Below are 19,384 nucleotides of genomic sequence, written 5' to 3'. Positions count from 1 at the left end.
ACAAGTAACCAGCCGAACGGTAAGCCCAACCGACGGCCTGTCACTTGATTGGGCATATAGAGAGAAAGATCCCATGACCGCCCCGCTCCGTATCAACGAAGCTCTTTTGATTGCCGACCGCGCATTCCAACCTTTTCAATGCGTGGCCTGGGCCCCACAAGACGGCAATGGCGAACTCAGCCTGACCATCATCGACCGCACCAATACTCATATCCGCCGTGCACAGATTCCGTGCAGTGCCTACAAAGACCCGGCGCAACTTGAACTTCTGTTGGAGCAAGCTCGCGCCGAATTGAGCGAGGAAGGTTACACGCTGCAATCGTGGTCGATGCCGCACTAAGAACGCTGGCGGATGACTTAAGTGTCATCCGCCTGTCTTTTAGCGGACTCCTTCGGTAGTCACTGCGCCCACCTTCCAACTTGCCCGTCACGAATTACTTGGCAGGCTTTTCAGTGGTTCGAAAAGACACTGTTCTGGCACAAAGCGACCCTCCACCTGTTAGTTGTGACAGTTGTGCAATCGAGCGTTCAGGGTTTGAATGTTTTGCACACGCAGTTGCCCTCCCGGTCCCCGGGTTCCGGTCAGCTCGCAAGGAGACGCGCGCATGCCCAACCAGACTGCTTTTGCCCGGCCTGCCGTTCAGTACACGACGGGGCACCTCGATAAAAGCTTCGCCTCCAATGGCAAAACCCAGGTGTATTTCGCCGGCAGTACGTCGAGCATCGCCAACGGCGTGGCGATCGATTCGAGCGGTCGCGTTCTGGTGGCAGCCAAAGTCGGCACTCGAAGCGGCCATTGCTTTGGCCTGGCTCGCTTGCTTGAAGACGGTTCGGCAGACCTGGCATTCGGCGCTCATGGCAGCGTCATCGGGCAATTTGAGCGCGGCCATGAGGCCATGGCGGGTAAAGTCCTCTTATTGGACGACGGGAACATCCTGGTCGCCGGCCTGCACTATGAAGACGCTCACCGGACGCTGCCGGCCTTGGCGCTGTTCGACGCGCAAGGTCACCCGGTCAGGGACTTTGGCGACAATGGCTGCTGCGTCATACGCCTGCCGGGGAATCTGTCGCATGGCGTGCGCGACGCCTGGCTTCCTCCCGGCGTGCCGGGGGCCGAAGCCTGCGACGTCCAGGTACAGGCTGACGGCCGAATCTTGCTGCTGGCCAATCACCCTTTCGAACTGGCCGATCATGTGGGCGTGCTGATTCGCCTCACCGACACTGGCGAGCTCGATACCTCCTTCAACGGCCGCGGCTTTGTCATGGTCAGGCATTTGCTGATGAACTCCTGGCTCAGCAGCCTGATGGTGCAGCGGGACGGTCGGATCATGGTGGGCGGATCGATCAATTTCCCTGAAGAAGGCTTGCTGGCGCGCTACCTCCCCGACGGCAGCCTGGATGATCACTTCGCCGTGGATGGTTTCATGACTTTCAGTGTCCAAGGGCACAGCGCTCAGGTCAGCCAGATCGTCCAGCAGGACAATGGCGATTTGCATTGTTTTGGCAGCAGTCGCGACCCGATGCATTGCCTGGCGCTGACACTGCACTGCAACGGTCGCCCGAACACTCATTGCAACGGCGGCCAGCCACACCTGCTGAAGATCGGGCGCAGCGGCTGCCAGTGGAACGCAGCCCGACTCCAACCGGACGGTCGCGTGCTGGCGGTTGGCGCCACGATTGGCGGCGTCGAAGCCGACTTTCTGCTGGCCCGGTATTTACCCGGCGGACAACTCGATCCTGGTTTTGCCGAGGGCACTTGCTGGGTTCGTACCCGTCTGGGCCGCAGCCTGGACACCGCCACGTCAGTGGCCGTTCAGCCGGATGGAGGCATCGTCGTAGGCGGTTATTCGCTGGACGGCACCTACCGGGCGGTTGTGGTGCGCTATCTCGGTTAAACCAACGACTTTTCCCACACTTGATCTTCCCTTCGGCTTACGGCAAGTTGCGCGCTTCTTAATACAAGGAGTAGCCGATGTCCGGTTCAATGGCCCAGGCTTTCGCGCACAACTTTCTAGGCCACTCCCCCCGCTGGTACAAGGCGACCATTGTCGGCTTCCTGATTCTCAACGCCCTGGTGTTGTGGACGGTCGGTCCGGTGGCGGCCGGTTGGCTGCTGGTGCTGGAGTTCATCTTCACCCTGGCCATGGCGCTCAAATGTTATCCGCTGATGCCCGGCGGCTTGCTGCTGATTGAAGCGCTGCTGCTGAAAATGACCACACCCCAGGCACTCTATGACGAACTGGTGCACAACTTTCCGGTGATCCTGCTGCTGATGTTCATGGTGGCGGGCATCTACTTCATGAAAGACCTGCTGCTGTTTCTGTTCTCGCGCCTGCTGCTGGGGGTTCGCTCCAAGGCCCTGCTGGCCTTGATGTTCTGCTTTCTTTCGGCGTTCCTGTCGGCGTTCCTCGATGCCCTGACGGTGACGGCGGTGATCATCAGTGCCGCCGTAGGGTTTTATTCGGTGTATCACCGCGTCGCCTCGGGCAATGATCCGCGTCAGGACAGTGAGTTCAGTGACGACCAGCACCTGCCCACACTGCACCACAACGACCTCGATCAGTTCCGTGCGTTCCTGCGCAGCCTGCTGATGCACGGTGCCGTGGGCACGGCATTGGGTGGCGTCTGCACGCTGGTCGGCGAACCGCAGAACCTGTTGATCGGCCATGAAATGGGCTGGCACTTCGCCGAGTTTTTCCTGAAGGTTGCCCCGGTGTCGCTGCCGGTGCTGGCAGCAGGCCTGGTGACCTGCGTGCTGTTGGAGAAACTGCGCTGGTTCGGTTACGGCACGCTGCTGCCGGACAACGTGCGCGTGGTGCTGGCAAACTATGCGGCCGAAGACAACGCTGAACGCACCTCACGCCAACGCGCTGCCTTGATCGTTCAAGGGTTGGCGGCGCTGATTCTGATTGGTTGCCTGGCGTTTCACGTGGCTGAAGTCGGCCTGATCGGCTTGATGGTGATCGTGTTGATCACCGCCTTCACCGGCATCACCGACGAGCACCGCATCGGCAACGCGTTCAAGGACGCCATGCCGTTCACCGCGTTACTGGTGGTGTTCTTTGCTGTGGTCGCGGTCATCCACGATCAGCAGCTGTTCACGCCGCTGATCCAGTGGGTGCTGGCGCTGCCGGCCGATCAGCAGCCGGGCATGTTGTTCATTGCCAACGGTTTGCTGTCGGCCATTAGCGATAACGTGTTTGTGGCGACCATTTACATCACCGAAGTGAAACAGGCGTTCATCTCCGGTCACATGAGCCGCGAGCACTTCGAAACGCTGGCCATTGCGATCAATACCGGCACCAACCTGCCGAGTGTGGCGACGCCTAATGGGCAGGCGGCGTTTCTGTTTTTGCTGACGTCGGCGATTGCGCCGCTGATTCGCCTGTCGTATGGGCGGATGGTGTGGATGGCGTTGCCGTACACGGTGGTGATGGGTGTGCTGGGTTGGTACGCCGTCAGTTTCTGGCTGTAGACACCGAGCAAAATGTGGGAGCGGGCTTGCTCGCGAATGCGGTATATCAGTCGACATCCGTGCTGAATGACACACCGCTTTCGCGAGCAAGCCCGCGCCCACATTGGTTTTGTGCACTTACCGGGGGAGGATGTATTGCTCGATCGCCTGGGCCGCGCCGTCTTCGGTATTGGCACCTGTCACCACGTCGGCCTGGCGCTTCACCGCTTCTTCCGCCTGCCCCATGGCAATCGACAAGCCGGCGCGATGAAACATCGCGGGGTCATTGCCACCATCGCCCATCGCGGCAGTCTGCTCCAGCGGTACGCCGAGAAACTCCGCCAGTGTCGCCAATGCTGCGCCTTTATTGGCCTGCATCGCCGTCACGTCCAGATACACCGGTTGCGACCGAGAGACTTGTGCCTGGCCTTCAACTTTCGGCAGCAGCTGCGCTTCCAGCTCAATCAACAGTTGCGTGTTGTTACTGGTGGCAACGATCTTGTCGATGCGCGTCAGATACGGCTCGAAACTCTCGACCACCACCGGCGGATAGCCGAGGCCGTGCTGCTCGCGCGGGACCATCGGTCCGTTCGGGTCCTTGAGCAACCAATCCCCGCCACTGAACACCCAGACTTCAACGTCCGGCTGATCGGCAAACAGCGCCAACGCCGTCAGCGCAGCGGTGGCCGGCAAATAATGCGCGACCAGCAAACTGCCGTCCGGATGGACGATGGTGCCGCCATTGAATGCCGCCGTCGGCAGGTCGACACCGAGGGCTTCGATCTGCTGCAGCATGGCTTTCGGTGGACGCCCGTTGGCCAGGCTGAACAGCACGCCGGCCTCACGTAACGAACGGACGGCCTCGATGGTGCGCTGACTGAGGCTGTGATCGGGCAGTAGCAACGTGCCGTCCATGTCGCTCAATAGAAAACGGATGGGTTGTGGCGTGACGTCACTCATCCGAGGCTGTGCCAGACGCGACCGTCGCGGGCCAGCAGTTCATCAGCCGCCTGCGGGCCGTTCTCGCCCGCCGGATAGCGCTGTACGCTCGCGTCCTGCTGCCAGGCATCGAGGAATGGCTGCACGGCGCGCCAGCCGTTCTCGATGTTGTCGGCGCGCTGGAACAGCGTCTGATCGCCGGTCAGGCAATCGTAGATCAGCGTTTCGTAGCCGGTGGACGGCTGCATTTCAAAGAAATCCTTGTAGGCAAAACCCAATTCGATGTTGGCCATTTTCAGGGCCGGCCCGGGCCGCTTGGCCAACAGGTCGAACCACATGCCTTCGTTGGGCTGAATCTGAATCCGCAGGTAGGTCGGTTGCAGCTCATCGACCTCGGTATCGCGGAACTGCGCATAGGGCGCAGGCTTGAAGCAGATGACGATCTCAGTGTCACGCACGCTCATGCGTTTGCCGGTGCGCAGGTAAAACGGCACGCCGACCCAACGCCAGTTGTCGATCATGACTTTGAGCGCGACGTAGGTTTCGGTGTTGCTGTCGGGCGCGACGTTGGCTTCCTCGCGATAACCGGCCAGGGGTTTGCCATCGAGTTCGCCGGACGCGTATTGGCCACGCACCGAGTTGGCCCGCGCCTCTTCCGTGGTCCACGGGCGTATCGCGCCGACCACTTTAGCTTTCTCGCCACGGACCGCATCGGCGCCAAAGGCTGCCGGCGGTTCCATCGCCACCATCGCCAGCAACTGAAACAGGTGATTGGGCACCATGTCCCGCAAGGCGCCGGTGTGTTCATAAAAACTGCCACGGGTTTCCACACCGACGGTTTCGGCGGCGGTGATCTGTACGTGGTCGATGTAATGGTTGTTCCAGAACGCTTCGAACAGGCTGTTGGAGAACCGGCTGATCAGAATGTTCTGCACGGTTTCCTTGCCCAGATAGTGATCAATCCGGTAGATCTGGTTTTCGGACATGACCTTGAGCAAACAGGCGTTCAACGCTTCAGCGGTGTGCAAATCGGAGCCGAACGGCTTTTCGATCACCACCCGCCTGAAGGCTTCGGGCGTCTCTTGCAGCAAGCCGGCGGTGCCGAGGCGGCGCACCACTTCACTGAAGAAACGTGGCGCGGTGGCTAGGTAGAACACCGCGTTGCCCGTGCCGCTGCCGGCGATTTTCGCCGCCAGCGCTTGATAAGTGCTGTCGTCCAGGAAGTCGCCCTGGACGTAGCTGATGCCTTTGGCCAGTTTGGCCCACAGCGTCGGGTCAAGGGCTTCATCGCCCTTGCCGACTTTGGTGGCCGCTTCGGTCCGAATGAAATCTTCGAGCTTCTGCGCAAAGGCTTCGTCACTGATGGCGTTGTGGTCAACGCCGATGATCCGCAGTCCATCGCCTAGCAGACCGTCGCGACTCAGGTTGTACAGCGCCGGCATCAGCAAGCGCTTGACCAGGTCACCATGGGCACCGAACAAAAACAGCGTGGTCGGTGGTGCGGGTTCTGCCTTGGATTTATTGCGGATCAGACGAGTCATTTTTTCGAAGTCTCCACATGGCCGCCGAAGCCGAAGCGTTGGGCCGAGAGAATTTTGTCGCCAAAGGTGCCTTGGCCGCGCGAACGGTAGCGCGAGAACAGCGAGTTCGACAGCACCGGTACAGGCACCGATTGCTCCATGGCGGCTTCGATGGTCCAGCGGCCTTCACCGCTGTCAGCCACTGCACCTTCGTACCCGTCGAGTTTCGGATCGCTGGCCAGTGCGTCGGCGGTCAGGTCGAGCAACCACGACGACACGACGCTGCCACGTCGCCAGACTTCGGCGATGTCGGCCACGTTCAGGTCAAAACGCTGATCTTCCGGCAGGTTGATGCTGGCCTTGGTCTTGAGGATGTCGAAGCCTTCGGCGAAGGCCTGCATCATTCCGTACTCGATGCCGTTGTGGATCATCTTCACGAAATGGCCAGAGCCCGCAGGACCGGCGTGGATGTAACCGCGCTCGGCGCGATCGTCTTCCGACTTGCGGTCCTTGGTGCGCGGGATGTCGCCCATGCCAGGGGCCAGGCTGTCGAACAGTGGATCAAGGCGCTTCACCACCTCGGCTTCGCCGCCGATCATCATGCAGTACCCGCGCTCCAGGCCCCAGACGCCGCCGGATGTACCGACGTCGATGTAGTGAAGGCCTTTTTCCGACAGGTTTTTCGCCCGGCGGATGTCGTCCTTATAGAAGGTGTTGCCGCCGTCGATGATGGTGTCACCGGCTTCGAGCAAGGTGCTCAGGGAGTCGATGGTGTCTTCGGTCGGCGCGCCGGCCGGCAGCATGACCCACACCGCACGTGGCTTGGCCAGGCCTGCGACCAGCGCCGGCAAGTCGATGACGCCCTTGGCGCCTTCTGCGGCCAGGGTGTCGACGAAGGCGGTATTGCGGTCGTAAACAACGGTGGTATGCCCGTTGAGCATCAGGCGACGCGCAATATTTCCGCCCATGCGGCCCAGTCCAATAATCCCGAGTTGCATGTGCTGATGCTCCCTACTACAAATAATGTGTGTCAAAGGTTATAGCCCAACGCGACTAATGTGGGTTAGTCCAGAGCGTTGGCGTGAAGTTTCCGGGCATTGTGCCCGATCCTGACTGATAACGTCGGAAATCGAACTCAAGACACAACGACCATGAAAAATAAAAAAGTTCCCTTCAGGGGCAAAAGAAATCAAAATTGGCGCCGATAGTAATTCAGCACCCGATGTCGGGGCGGTTTTACAGTTGATGTAAGCCATTTGCGAGGTGAGCAATGGGCACAGTACAAGCAGCACGGCCAGCACAAACCCTTTACGTCACGATTCGTCGTGATGAATTGCGCCAGTTGAAAGAAGAGCGCGACCTGTTGAAGCAGGAGCTCGCGCAGCTGCGCTTACTCACACAAAGCTCTTCGGCTCAACCCTTGCCTGTCACTTCGCGCGCGCCTCACGCCTGATCTCCACGTTTGATTCGGAAACAGCCTTCTGCTGTTTCCGACACCGCTTCTCCGCCTTGCCGTTTGCGGCAACTCACAAAGTTTTCACATCGAAGTGTTGATAATCGAGGTCATTATGGCCGCTCGGTATCCGCGCGGCTTCCGTTCGTCGGCAACATGGAAGGCTCCCGACGTGTCGACGTGATTTCCTTGCTGGAGCGCTGAATGACGGTGTTTAAACGCAGCACTACGACTGCGAAAGGTTTCGATTGGGCAGGATTTCTCTGGTTGTTCCTGTTCTTCTGGTATTTTTCCGGTATTACCCAACTGCTGATCCAACTGACGGGCACCTCGGGCTTCACCGGGTTCCGCCAGGCCTTTGTGATGAGCGCTATCTGGCTCGCGCCGATGCTGTTGTTCCCTAGACAGACACGCGTCATGGCCGCATTGATCGGCGTGGTGTTGTGGGCCTGCTCGATGGCCAGCCTCGGCTACTTCTTCATCTATCAGCAGGAATTTTCCCAGAGCGTCATCTTCATCATGTTCGAATCGAACATCAGTGAAGCGGGCGAGTACATGACCCAGTATTTCGCCTGGTGGATGGTGGCGGCGTTCCTCGCCCACACGCTTTTCTCCTATTTCCTGTGGACTCGCTTGCGCCCGGTGTACATGCCCCGCGGGCGGGCGCTGGTTGCTGCGACGGCCATTCTGGTGGCCGTGGTCGGTTACCCGCTGATCAAGCAAACCGCGCGCACCGGCAGCCTGGCTGACGGCTTCGAGAAATTCGAAACCCGTATCGAGCCGGCGGTGCCTTGGCAGATGGCAGTGGCGTATCACCGCTACCTCGACACCCTGGCCGGTATGCAAGACATGCTCGACAGCGCGAGCAAGATCCCACCGCTCAAGAACCTCAAGGACACGATGGCCAACCAGCCAGCGACCCTGGTGCTGGTGATCGGCGAGTCCACCAACCGTCAGCGCATGAGCCTCTACGGCTACCCGCGTGAAACCACCCCGGAACTGGACAAGCTCAAGGATCAGATGGCGGTCTTCGACAACGTCATCACCCCGCGCCCGTACACCATCGAGGCGTTGCAGCAGGTGTTGACGTTCGCTGACGAAGAAAACCCGGACCTTTATCTGTCCACGCCGTCCCTGGTCAGCATGATGAAACAGGCGGGTTACAAGACCTTCTGGATCACAAACCAGCAAACCATGACCAAGCGCAACACCATGCTCACCACGTTCTCCGAACAGGCCGACGAGCAGGTGTACCTGAACAACAACCGCAACCAGAACGCCGCGCAGTACGACGGCGACGTGATCGCACCGTTCAACAAGGCCCTGACAGACGCCGCGCCGCGCAAGCTGATCGTGGTGCATTTGCTCGGCACGCACATGAGCTATCAGTACCGGTACCCGCCAAGCTTCAACAAGTTCACCGATCGCAAAGGTGTACCGGACGGCGTGCGGGACGATCAGGTGCCGACGTACAACAGCTATGACAACGCCGTGCTGTACAACGACTTCGTGGTGTCGAGCCTGATCAAGGACTACGCCAAGTCCGATCCTAATGGCTTCCTGATGTACCTCTCGGACCACGGCGAAGATGTCTTCGACTCCGCGGGCCACAGCACGCTGGGGCGCAACGAAGCCAAACCGACGGCGCCGATGTACACCATTCCATTCATGGCCTGGGCTTCGCCGAAATGGCGTGAAACCCACGACTGGAGTTTTGCCGGTGACTTGGGGCGTCCTTACAGCAGTTCGCAGCTGATCCACACCTGGGCCGACCTGGCGGGTCTGAGTTTCGATGAACTGGACCGCAGCAAAAGCCTGGTCAGCGACAGCTTCAAACCGCGGCCGTTGATGATCGGCAACCCGTATGAGCGTCAGACTCGTCCGTTGATCGACTTCAGCCTGATGAAACCGAAAAGCACGCCGGCCGATCCGGCAGTCGCGCATAAGTAATCTTTTGAGAGACCGGCTCCGGTCTTTCAATAAGCGAGGAACTTGTGGGAGCGAGCCTGCTCGCGATGAGGCCCTATCAGTCAACATAAGTGTTGAATGTCAGACCGCTATCGCGAGCAGGCTCGCTCCCACATGGGATTGCGCCAGCCCGTTGTTCCCGCACGTTAGCGCCCCCGAAACATCTTAAAATGACAATAATTCTCGTTTAGACCTAAATCCCCTCTCCCCCCTTCGTCTTTGAACAAACGGAATTTTTCCCTCGAAGACAAGGAGTCGGCTGCGATGTTCGCGCCTATCACCCGTTCCATGACCTTTACCCTGGGCCTGTGCAGTGCTGCCCTGAGCCCCGACCTGCTGGCTGAAACCGTCCCGGATCAAGAGCCGAGCCGCACCCTTGAACTGGGTGCCACCCATGTGACCGCACAGGGCTTGGGCAGCACCACCGAAAACACCGAGTCGTACACCACCGGCGCCATGAGCACCGCCACGCGGCTCAACCTGTCGATCAAAGAAACGCCGCAATCGGTGTCCGTGGTCACGCGCCAGCAGATGGACGATTTCAAACTCGGCACGCTCTCCGAAGCCATGAGCCAGACCACTGGCGTGGTGGTCCAGCACAACGACTCGGATCGCGTCAGCTATTCGTCCCGCGGTTACTCGATCAACAATTTCCAGATCGACGGGATGCTCAACACCTTCAGCTACATGAAGTCCGATTCCGACACCATCATCTACGACCGCATCGAAGTGGTTCGCGGCGCGACCGGCCTGACCACGGGCGCCGGCGACCCTTCTGCGACGATCAACATGGTGCGCAAACGGCCGACCGCACAATGGGAGGCCCAGGCCGGTGTCAGCGGTGGCAGCTATGACGATTACTACAGTTACGTCGATGTCGGCGGACCGCTGGCTTTCGATGGCCGCCTGCGCGGTCGCGGTGTGCTGGCTTATCGCGACAGCGGTTCCTACCGTGACAAGTACGCGCTGCAACGGGAAGTCGGCTACGGCATTCTCGAAGCCGACCTGACCGACGACACCGTGCTGGCCGTGGGTTACGACTATCAGGACAAGCAGGTGCAAGGCACGTCCTGGGGCACCGTGCCCTACTGGAATGCTGACGGCAGCAAAGCCAACCTCAGACGCTCCACCAACATGGCCACACCGTGGAGTTCCTGGCCGCTGAAGGACAAGACCGCGTTTGCCACGCTGGACCAGCAACTGGGCGCCGGCTGGCACCTCAAGGCGGCCTATACCCACCGCGAGAGCGACACCGACGGCAAGATCTACTACGGCGGTGGCGGCTTCCCCGAGGCGGATCGCAGCGGCATGTTCGCCAACGTCAGCCACATGGTCGGCACGCAGAAAATGAAGGCCTATGACTTCAATGTGTCCGGCCCTTATTCGCTGTTCGGGCGTGAGCACGAAATGATGATCGGCTATGGCGAAGCCGAACGCAGCGAAGACAACCCTTACACGGTAGACGGCCCACGGTCGCCGGATTACGAGAAAGTCCCCGACTGGAAGTACATGGGCGGCATTCCCAAATTCCCGGACACCGTCACCGGCCTCAAAGGCTCCGATGAAAGCACCCGGCAAAAGGCCGGTTACCTGGCCACGCGCCTGACCCTGACTGACGACCTGCACGCGGTGCTCGGCAGTCGCTACGGCACCTGGGAAATCTCGAAAACGGCCAACAAGTACGACGGTAATCTGCAACTGACCAGTGTCGAGACCACCAGCCAGCAGCACAACGACATGTGGACGCCGTACGCCGGGGTGCTCTACGACATCACGCCCGAGTACACGGCGTATGTCAGCTACACCGACATTTTCAAGCCGCAAGACGACCGTGACAGCAATCACAAATACCTCGAGCCGGTGGTCGGCAGCAACTATGAGCTGGGGCTCAAGGGCAGCCTGCTGGAAGAGCGACTCAACCTCGCCACTGCGGTGTTCTGGAGCAAGCAGGACAACGTCGCCGAACTGGATGATTCCGTACCGCCAGACCCGGTCACCAATGAGGAGTTCTTCAAGTCGGGGGGCAAAGGCAACAAGGTCCAGGGTTTCGAAGCCGAAGTCTCCGGCGAAGTGATGGAGGGCTGGAACATGACGGCCGGCTACACCTACACCCATTCGGCCAATGGCGAGAAGCAGCGCAACAACACCAACCAGCCGTTGAACATGTTCCGCTTCTCCACCGCCTATCGTTTGCCCGGCGACTGGCAGGCGCTGACCGTGGGCGGCGCGGTGAACTGGCAAAGCGACGTCTATCGCGCCGCCAGACGCCCGGTCGGTCGTGGCGCCGATGGCGAGATCATCACCGCCAGCACCAACATCCGTCAGGAGGCTTACACCGTGGTCAAGCTGATGTCGCGTTACCAGTTCGACAAGCACCTGTCGGCGTCGCTGAACGTCGATAACCTGTTCGACAAGAAGTATTACGACAACGTCGGCTTCTACAACGGCGTCTATTGGGGTGACCCGCGCACAGTCACGCTGAGCCTGGACTGGAAGCTCTGACGCGGTAATTCCCAAATAACGGAATCGGCGGATAATGGCCCGGCAACATTGCTTCATGGATGGAAGGCACCCGATATCCGTAGTGGGAGGCAAACCATGAAACGTACCGCGTTGATCTTCGCCAGTCTGATGATGTTCGGTTCGACCGCTGCCTTTGCCGAAGGCGGCGCCGAGCGCATGAGGTATTACTTCGAAACCCTGCACCTCAAACAACAGCAGGCTAATGGCGTCGAAACCAGATCTATTGAACTGAGGGTTCCGAACGATCAAACCGCACAAGTGACCGAAACCTATCGGCCGAAATAAACGATGGCAAACGGGCGTCCTGATGGACGCCCTTTTTTATGCCTGTTCGAAAGGTCTCACGCGCCCAGCAGCACACCGCAAATCCCGCCCAGCAGCACCAGCAACCAGGGCGGGCATCGCCAGAACAGCAGCGCCATCAACGCCAGGACCGCCAACAGAACATCCAGCGGACTGAGGATCGAAGTGACCCACAACGGCTGATACAACGCGGCCAGCAACAACCCGACCACCCCCGCATTCACCCCAGCCAGCGCCGCTTGCACTCGGCCATTGCCGCGCAAGCGCTGCCAGAACGGCAGGACGCCGATCACCAACAGCAGCGACGGCAGGAAAATCGCCAGGACGCCCACCAGCGCACCACTCCAGCCACTGATGGACGCGCCGAGAAAAGCCGCGAACGTGAACAACGGCCCCGGCATCGCTTGCGCAGCGGCGTAACCGGCGAGAAACACGTCATTGCTCAGCAATCCCGTGCTCACCACCTGGCCTTGCAACAACGGCAACACGACATGACCACCGCCGAACACCAGCGCCCCCGTGCGGTAGAAGCTGTCGAACAGGCTGGTCAGCGAGTCCGGCCAGTGATGCGCGATGAGCGGCAAACCCAGCAACAGCGCCACGAACATTCCAATCGCCAGCCAGCTTGCCCGTCGACTGACCCGAATCGACAGGCCCTCCCTTTGCGCTGCATGTGTGTTGTGCAGCAAAGCCAGGCCGATCACCGCCGCCACGGCCATCACCGTCAACTGCCCGCCAGTCGATGACCAGAGCAAAACCCCGGCAGTCGCCACCAGCATGATGCCCACTTGCACCGGACCTCGGCATAACGTGCGGGCCATGCCCCACACCGCTTGGGCAACCACGGCGACGGCGACAATTTTCAGCCCGTGAATCAAACCGGGCGGCAACGCCCAGCCTCCGTGGGTGATGCCGAATGCCAGCAGCGAAAGGATCAGCGCCGAGGGCAAGGTAAACCCTGCCCACGCCGCCAATGCCCCCGAATAGCCGGCGCGGGACAAACCCAGCGCCATGCCCACCTGACTGCTCGCCGGCCCCGGCAAAAACTGGCACAGGGCAATCAATTCGGCGTAAGCGGCTTCGCTCAACCAGCGCCGACGCGCCACAAACTCGCTACGAAAATAACCCAGATGCGCGACAGGACCGCCAAACGAGGTCAGCCCCAGGCGCAGGAAGATCAGAAAAATCACCCACGCCTTGTCTGTTGTCACGGGTGCCCTGCCCTGCGCGTCATCGAGGCTGTTCATGTGGCGTTAAAGGTCCTTGGCCCAGAACAGCATTCGGCCATGGGCCGGGTCGAACATGCCGGGTGCAAATCCGAACTTGCCATAAGACGCCTGCGCGACGGCATTGCCTTCGAGGACTTCCAGGGTGATCTTGCAGCAGCCGCGTTGCCGGGCGATGTCTTCTACTTTTTGCAGCATCTTCTGGCTCAACCCCTGGCCGCGAAACTTGGGCACCACCGACACATCGTGCACGTTGACCAGCGGCCGACAGGCAAACGTCGAGAAACCTTCAAAGCAATTGACCAGCCCGGCCGGCGCGCCGCCGACAAACGCCAATACGCTGAACGCATGAGGACGCTTGGCCAGTTCCCCCGGCAGTTGGCGCAGGATGTCTTCGGGCAATGGCTGCCCGCCGCCCATCGGGTCTTCGGCGTAGGCATTGAGTACCACACCGATCGCCTCGGCATGCAGGGCATTGGTATAGCTGGCCTGAAGCACCAGAATTTCTGTGGATTCCATTCCCATCGTCAACGTCCCGTCAAGTTGTCCCGACGCGTCGCTCGCGCCGGAAGGTCGACGGACATTATCGCGAGGCGCAATCGGCGACAACCCGAACCTGCCTCAAACGCCCCAGATCAGCGTTTCGGTCCAGCCCAATTCGGCAAAATCCTCGGCCCTCAGCTGCGATTCACCGATGCAGAAAAACTCGTCCAGTTGCGGCGGCTTGACTGAGGTGCCGCTGAGCATGGCGTGAACCTGACCGCGATGATGAAGCTGGTGTTCGAACAGGTGCGACAGCAGGCGCAAACGGCTGTCATGTTGCGGCGTGTCCCGGGCAATGGTCACGATTCGCCCCAGGTCGGCGTCGCGCAATTGTTCGCAGTAGGCAATCAGGCGACGATCAACATGCGCTTGTTCAAGTTGCAGGTCGACGGCCGCCGCGAACGGTTCGTCCTCGGTGAAAAACACATAACAATCAGGATGCGGATCGTCCCCGCGCAACTCCCGCTCCAGCGCATCCACGTAAAACCAGTCGCAGGTCAGGATGTGGTTGAGGGTGGCGATGAGGCTGGGGAAGAAGCTCACTCGCGGTGCCGCCAGTTCCGCCGGGCTCAGCTGATTCCAGGCTTTGGCGAGTCGATAATTGGCCCAGGCATTCTGATACGCCATGGTCAGCAAATGATGAGACAGAGGCTGATTCATATTCGCGGCTCCCAGCCATCAGGCTTCGGCGAAACGTTGCAGCTGCATTTCCTGTAACCGGCTTAACGTGCGGCGGAACGGGAATTCCAGATAACCCTCGGTGTACAACGCCGCCATCGGCACCTGCGCTTCGAGGTACAGCGGCACCTTGCGGTCGTAGCACTCGTCCACCAGGGCAATGAAACGCCGGACACCGTCGTCATGCACCGATAATTGCGGCAGCTCGCGATCACCGGCGACGACCCGTTCGGCACCGTCTTCCGTGCCTCGGGCGATGCGTCCTTCGCGTTTCTGTGCGCTCAGATTTGGCACTTCACTCAACAGAATAGCGCTGAACGTGTCGCACAGCGCCATGAAGTCCATGGCGGCGAACGGTTGTTCGCACAGGTCGGCGTAACGGCACCAGAGCACCGTCGAACTGGCCTGCACCACGTTAATCGAGCGGTAACCGACCGTGATCGGATCGCTGGACGTGGGCTGGCCTGCGGTCAACGCGTTGAACACTTCACCGAGCGCGCTGGGCTGCCCGGGCGCCGCCACCCAATACCGTTGCAGACCCGCGCCAGGATGCAGGCGATGGTCTTCGCCGCCATCCACCGCGATCACTTGCATGTGCTTTTTGATCGCTTCGATGGCGGGCACGAAACGGTCGCGGTTGAAGCCGTCGGCGTACAGTTGGTCCGGCGGCTGATTGGAGGTGCAAACCACCACCACGCCCTGCTCGAACATCACCTGAAACAAACGCCCGAGAATGATTGCATCACCGATGTCGTTGACGAACAACTCGTCGAAACACAGCACCCGCACTTCTTCGCTCAACTCACGGGCCAGCGCCTTTAACGGGTCGGCGGTGCCGGTCAGCTGGAACGAGCGCTGATGCACCCAACCCATGAAGTGGTGAAAGTGTTGGCGTCGGGCCGGGACCTTGAGGTTTTGGTAGAACTGATCCATCAACCAGGTCTTGCCCCGCCCGACCGGCCCCCAAAGGTAAACACCCGTGATCGGCGTGCGCCCTTCATGCAGGGCTTCGTGGCATTTTTGCAGCGCCCACACGGCATGTTCCTGGGCTTCGTCCTGGACGAAGCCCTTCTGTTCGATGGCGTGTTGCCAGGCGCTTAGGGGAGAGTCGACATTCATGCGCGGCAGTATGCCATGCGCTCGGGTTTACAGAGAGATGTCCAGCCGGGCGATCTTGCCCTGCTCGTTGAGGCGGAACATGTAGCGCAGTTCCAGCGGACTGCCAGGAAAGGTCCCGGAAATCAGGTTGTGCACCAGCACTTTGCCGGTGCGCTGCTGAACGTCGAGCACTTCGACCCGGGGTTCATAACGTTGCGCGGTGTCTTGCATCCACTGGGCGATGGCTTGCGTGCCGATCCGGTGCTGGCCCTCATCGAACACGTTGGCATCCTCGGCAAAAAAACTGCCGACCCGCGAGGTGTCGCGGGCATTGGCGGCGGCAATGTAGGCGGCGATGGCGGGCGCCAGTGAAGAGGCTGGATTGGACATGGGTGCGGCTCCTTGTTGATCGATTCTGGAGCCATGCTAGAACAGGTCTGTGTCAGTTCTTGTCAGGAGTGAAACGCCCAGCTTCATCCAATTGCATGTGCTTGCGCCAGGTGCGCAGCAGGTCGCTGCGCCGCCCAGGATAACGCTCGCCCTGCTCTTGAGCGGCCGAGATACGGTCGGTGCGAAACGTGCGGTAGGCACTGCGCAATTCACACCAGGCGACAATGATCCGCACTTCATTGAGAAAACCCAGCGCCAATGGCCAGATCAGTCGCTGACTGGGCACCTGTTGAGCGTCCGCATAATCGATGTTCAGCTTGGATTGATCGCGAATCGCCTGGCGAAACACGTTCAACGGCACAGCATTTTGCGGATATCCATAGCCGCGCGGGCCCGGCAGCACCGTCGGGTTGCGCAATGCATCTTGAGCTTCAGGGGCCAACACGGCGGCAATCTTCGCCAGGGCATCGGCCGCGGCTTTGCTCAAGACCTCGTCGCCACGCTGATCGACGTAACGCAATCCAAGCACGATGGCTTCGGTTTCGTCGGCATTGAGCATCAAAGGTGGCAGGAACAACCCGCTGCGCAACACGTAGCCGACCCCTGCTTCGCCGAAGATCGGTGCGCCCAGCGCCGTCAACTCGGCGATGTCGCGGTACAGCGTGCGTTCGGAAATCTGCAATTCCCCGGCGAGCGTCGCGGCCGTGGCCGGACGACTTTTGCCTCGAAGCACTTGCAGCAACGTGAGTAAACGAGTGGTACGCGACACGATCGGCAGGCTCTTTCCTGAAAAGTCGTCGGAGCTTAGCAGAGGCTGCTGTCAGAAATTGGCAGGAGCAAAGCACTGGCTGTCGTCATGCTGTGCGGACACTCCGGCACACCTTTGTGGCGAGGGAGCTTGCTGCCGCTGGCTGCGTAGCGGCCGCAATATGTAACAACAATGAAGATTTTGTGAGTGCTGCGCACTCAAGCGGGAGCAAGCTCCCTCGCCACAGGTAATGGCCCGACTGACGATGTCTAGAGTGAATAACAATGCCCCGGCGGTCGGCCCTTTTGCCCTGAATGAAAAAGCGTCTTGACGGGCCATATTACTCGCATCATATTAAATACATGTTGCTAAACATTTAAATTGCCCCAGCGTCATTCTTCAGGAGTTACCTCATGCATTACAAAGTCTTCGGCCGCAAAACCGGCTTGCGGGTTTCGGAACTGGCGCTGGGCGCCGGTAATTTCGGCACCGGTTGGGGGCATGGCGCCGAACGTGACGAAGCCAAGCGCATTTTCGACGGTTACCTGGAAGCCGGCGGCAACTTCATCGACACTGCCAACGGTTATCAGGCCGGCCAGTCGGAAGCCATGCTCAGTGAGTTCATCGCGCCGGAACGCGATCGCCTGGTCATCGCCACCAAATACACCATGGGCACCACGCCAGCCGCAGGCATTTCCCACACCGGCAACAGCCGCAAGAACATGGTTCGTGCCGTAGAAGAAAGCCTGAAACGACTCAACACCGATCACATCGACCTGTTCTGGGCGCACATCAGTGACGGCGTGACACCGATGGAAGAGATCCTGCGTGGCTTCGACGACCTGGTGCGTGCCGGCAAGATTCACTACGCCGGGCTGTCGAACTTCCCAGCCTGGCGCATCGCCCGTGCCTACGTATTGGCCGAAGTTCGTGGTTTTGCGCCGATTGCAGCGATTCAGGCCGAATACAGCTTGGCCGAACGCACCGCCGAACGTGAGTTGCTACCGATGGCCGAAGCCTTGGGGCTGGCGGCTACGATCTGGTCGCCGTTAGGTGGCGGGTTTCTCACAGGCAAGTACCGCAGCAATGATGACAACAACCGCGCCGCCAAACTCGGCATGCTGATCCACACCGAGAAAAGCGCCCACCAAACCGCCCTGCTCGACACCTTGCTCGCAGTGGCGGCGGAGCTTGAAGCCACGCCGACCCACGTGGCCATTGCCTGGCTGCGGGAAAAGGCCAAGCGCTCGACGACGGCGCTGATCCCGATTCTGGGCTCGCGCACTCGTGAGCAACTGGATGCGACATTGGGCGCGTTGACCGTGCAATTGAGCGCGGAGCAATTGTCGCGGCTTGATGGGGTCAGTGACGTGCCGAAGGGGGTGCCGCATGAAACGATTGCCGGTTCGGCAGCGCGGTATACCGGCGGTGAAACCCTCGACCTGCCAATCATTCCAGTGGCCTGAAAAAGCTTCGCGGGCAAGCCTCGCTCCTACAGATTTGTAGCGTTCACCGAGTTTGTGTTCGCCGCAAATCTGTAGGAGCGAGGCTTGCCCGCGAAGGCGTTTTACCGGTCTATTTTGTGCCTGGCCGCATACAGGCACAGCATCTCCATCGCCAATGTCGCCGCCGCCAGTGAGGTGATGTCCGCATGGTCGTAGGCAGGCGCGACTTCCACCACGTCCATCCCCACCAGATTGATCCCGCGCAACCCGCCGAGAATTTCCAGCGCCTGCACCGTACTCAAACCGCCGCACACCGGCGTTCCGGTGCCCGGTGCGAACGCCGGGTCGAGGCAATCGATGTCGAACGTCAGGTACACCGGGTTATCCCCCACCCGCGCGCGAATCGCCTCGACGATCGCCTCGCAACCCTGCCGATGCACCTGCCGCGCATCCAGCACCTGAAAGCCCTGGTGGTCATCATTGGTGGTGCGCAAACCGATCTGCACCGAGCGCGACGGATCCACCAGCCCCTCCTTGGCCGCGTGCCAGAACATCGTCCCGTGGTCGACGCGCTTACCCTCTTCGTCCGGCCAGGTGTCGCTGTGGGCGTCGAAGTGAATCAGCGACAACGGACCGTGTTTGCGCGCATGGGCCTTGAGCAGCGGATAACTGATGAAGTGGTCACCGCCGAACGTCAGCATCGCGCAACCGCCGTTCAGGATGTGCTCGGCGTGGGCCTCGATGCTTTCCGGCACCGAGTGCGGCGAGCCGTAATCGAAGGCGCAATCGCCGTAGTCAATGACCGCCAGATGATCGAACGGGTCAAAGGTCCACGGCCAGTGGCGTTCCCAGGCGATGCCCGTAGACGCGGCACGAATGCCGCGTGGTCCGAAACGCGCACCGGGACGGTTGCTGGTAGCGGTGTCGAACGGCACACCGCTGACCACCACGTCGACGCCGCGCAAATCACGGCTGTAGCGACGACGCATGAAACTGGTGATACCGGCGTAGGTACTTTCGGCGGCAGTACCAAAGAGGCTGTCGCGGGTCATGGCCTGATCGTTTTGCATCGGGACGTCCATGGTGATCTCCTATT

Annotated in this window: 18 protein-coding genes; 8 read left to right on the top strand and 10 right to left on the bottom strand. The window is 60.2% G+C overall.

Annotated elements, in window-relative coordinates; all coding sequences use genetic code 11:
- Positions 1-73: 73 nt before the first annotated feature.
- From ACA075_RS13845 to nhaB, 3 genes are all read left to right on the top strand, one after another.
- Complete coding sequence (locus ACA075_RS13845) at positions 74-340, top strand: hypothetical protein (RefSeq protein ID WP_094467364.1); 267 nt, start codon at positions 74-76, stop codon at positions 338-340.
- A gap of 265 nt (positions 341-605) precedes the next feature.
- On the top strand, positions 606-1,895 hold the full coding sequence (locus tag ACA075_RS13840) for an NHL repeat-containing protein (protein WP_497298963.1): 1,290 nt from the start codon (positions 606-608) through the stop codon (positions 1,893-1,895).
- A gap of 77 nt (positions 1,896-1,972) precedes the next feature.
- Positions 1,973-3,475 (top strand): sodium/proton antiporter NhaB, encoded by a 1,503-nt coding sequence (nhaB, locus tag ACA075_RS13835; protein WP_497298962.1) that lies wholly within the window; start codon positions 1,973-1,975, stop codon positions 3,473-3,475.
- A gap of 117 nt (positions 3,476-3,592) precedes the next feature.
- Here nhaB and ACA075_RS13830 read toward each other — a convergent pair whose 3' ends face one another.
- Genes ACA075_RS13830 through gnd form a run of 3 tightly spaced genes read right to left on the bottom strand, consistent with a single transcriptional unit; the run spans position 3,593 to position 6,911 of the window.
- Positions 3,593-4,414, bottom strand: a complete 822-nt coding sequence (locus tag ACA075_RS13830) for an HAD family hydrolase (protein WP_497298961.1) — start codon at positions 4,412-4,414, stop codon at positions 3,593-3,595.
- Entirely contained in the window at positions 4,411-5,934 is a 1,524-nt protein-coding gene (gene zwf / locus ACA075_RS13825; RefSeq protein ID WP_497298960.1) for a glucose-6-phosphate dehydrogenase, read from the bottom strand. The genes ACA075_RS13830 and zwf overlap by 4 nt, the downstream gene beginning before the upstream one ends.
- Positions 5,931-6,911 (bottom strand): phosphogluconate dehydrogenase (NAD(+)-dependent, decarboxylating), encoded by a 981-nt coding sequence (gene gnd, locus ACA075_RS13820; protein WP_497298959.1) that lies wholly within the window; start codon positions 6,909-6,911, stop codon positions 5,931-5,933. The genes zwf and gnd overlap by 4 nt, the downstream gene beginning before the upstream one ends.
- Before the next feature lie 272 nt (positions 6,912-7,183).
- Here gnd and ACA075_RS13815 point away from each other — a divergent pair, with 272 nt between their 5' ends.
- From ACA075_RS13815 to ACA075_RS13800, 4 genes are all read left to right on the top strand, one after another.
- Positions 7,184-7,366, top strand: a complete 183-nt coding sequence (locus tag ACA075_RS13815) for a DUF6026 family protein (RefSeq protein ID WP_094467358.1) — start codon at positions 7,184-7,186, stop codon at positions 7,364-7,366.
- A gap of 204 nt (positions 7,367-7,570) precedes the next feature.
- Entirely contained in the window at positions 7,571-9,316 is a 1,746-nt protein-coding gene (locus ACA075_RS13810) for a phosphoethanolamine transferase CptA (RefSeq protein ID WP_497298958.1), read from the top strand.
- 282 nt (positions 9,317-9,598) lie between these two features.
- Positions 9,599-11,836, top strand: a complete 2,238-nt coding sequence (locus tag ACA075_RS13805; RefSeq protein ID WP_497298957.1) for a TonB-dependent siderophore receptor — start codon at positions 9,599-9,601, stop codon at positions 11,834-11,836.
- A gap of 96 nt (positions 11,837-11,932) precedes the next feature.
- Positions 11,933-12,142, top strand: coding sequence for a hypothetical protein (locus ACA075_RS13800; RefSeq protein WP_497298956.1), 210 nt, complete (start codon positions 11,933-11,935; stop codon positions 12,140-12,142).
- 56 nt (positions 12,143-12,198) lie between these two features.
- Here the strand turns inward: ACA075_RS13800 and chrA are convergent, their stop codons facing one another.
- From chrA to ACA075_RS13770, 6 genes are all read right to left on the bottom strand, one after another.
- Complete coding sequence (gene chrA, locus ACA075_RS13795) at positions 12,199-13,407, bottom strand: chromate efflux transporter (protein WP_497298955.1); 1,209 nt, start codon at positions 13,405-13,407, stop codon at positions 12,199-12,201.
- A gap of 6 nt (positions 13,408-13,413) precedes the next feature.
- The gene (locus ACA075_RS13790) at positions 13,414-13,905 is read right to left on the bottom strand and encodes a GNAT family N-acetyltransferase (RefSeq protein WP_497298954.1); all 492 of its coding nucleotides are present in this window, start codon (positions 13,903-13,905) and stop codon (positions 13,414-13,416) included.
- 102 nt (positions 13,906-14,007) lie between these two features.
- Entirely contained in the window at positions 14,008-14,589 is a 582-nt protein-coding gene (locus ACA075_RS13785) for a DinB family protein (RefSeq protein WP_497298953.1), read from the bottom strand.
- 18 nt (positions 14,590-14,607) lie between these two features.
- The gene (gene zapE, locus ACA075_RS13780) at positions 14,608-15,726 is read right to left on the bottom strand and encodes a cell division protein ZapE (RefSeq protein ID WP_497298952.1); all 1,119 of its coding nucleotides are present in this window, start codon (positions 15,724-15,726) and stop codon (positions 14,608-14,610) included.
- Between the two features lie 27 nt (positions 15,727-15,753).
- Entirely contained in the window at positions 15,754-16,095 is a 342-nt protein-coding gene (locus tag ACA075_RS13775; RefSeq protein WP_077747789.1) for a nuclear transport factor 2 family protein, read from the bottom strand.
- Between the two features lie 52 nt (positions 16,096-16,147).
- Entirely contained in the window at positions 16,148-16,864 is a 717-nt protein-coding gene (locus ACA075_RS13770) for a helix-turn-helix transcriptional regulator (RefSeq protein WP_219094010.1), read from the bottom strand.
- A gap of 392 nt (positions 16,865-17,256) precedes the next feature.
- Between ACA075_RS13770 and ACA075_RS13765 the strand changes: the two genes are divergently transcribed.
- Entirely contained in the window at positions 17,257-18,309 is a 1,053-nt protein-coding gene (locus ACA075_RS13765) for an aldo/keto reductase (protein ID WP_497298951.1), read from the top strand.
- A 101-nt stretch (positions 18,310-18,410) separates the two neighbouring features.
- Here ACA075_RS13765 and speB read toward each other — a convergent pair whose 3' ends face one another.
- A complete protein-coding gene (gene speB, locus ACA075_RS13760; protein WP_094467347.1) occupies positions 18,411-19,370 on the bottom strand; it encodes an agmatinase in 960 nt (319 codons plus the stop codon).
- Positions 19,371-19,384 lie beyond the last annotated feature (14 nt).

This window comes from Pseudomonas sp. LBUM1663 (assembly GCF_059695905.1).
This window is presented reverse-complemented; position numbering and strand designations above follow the sequence as displayed.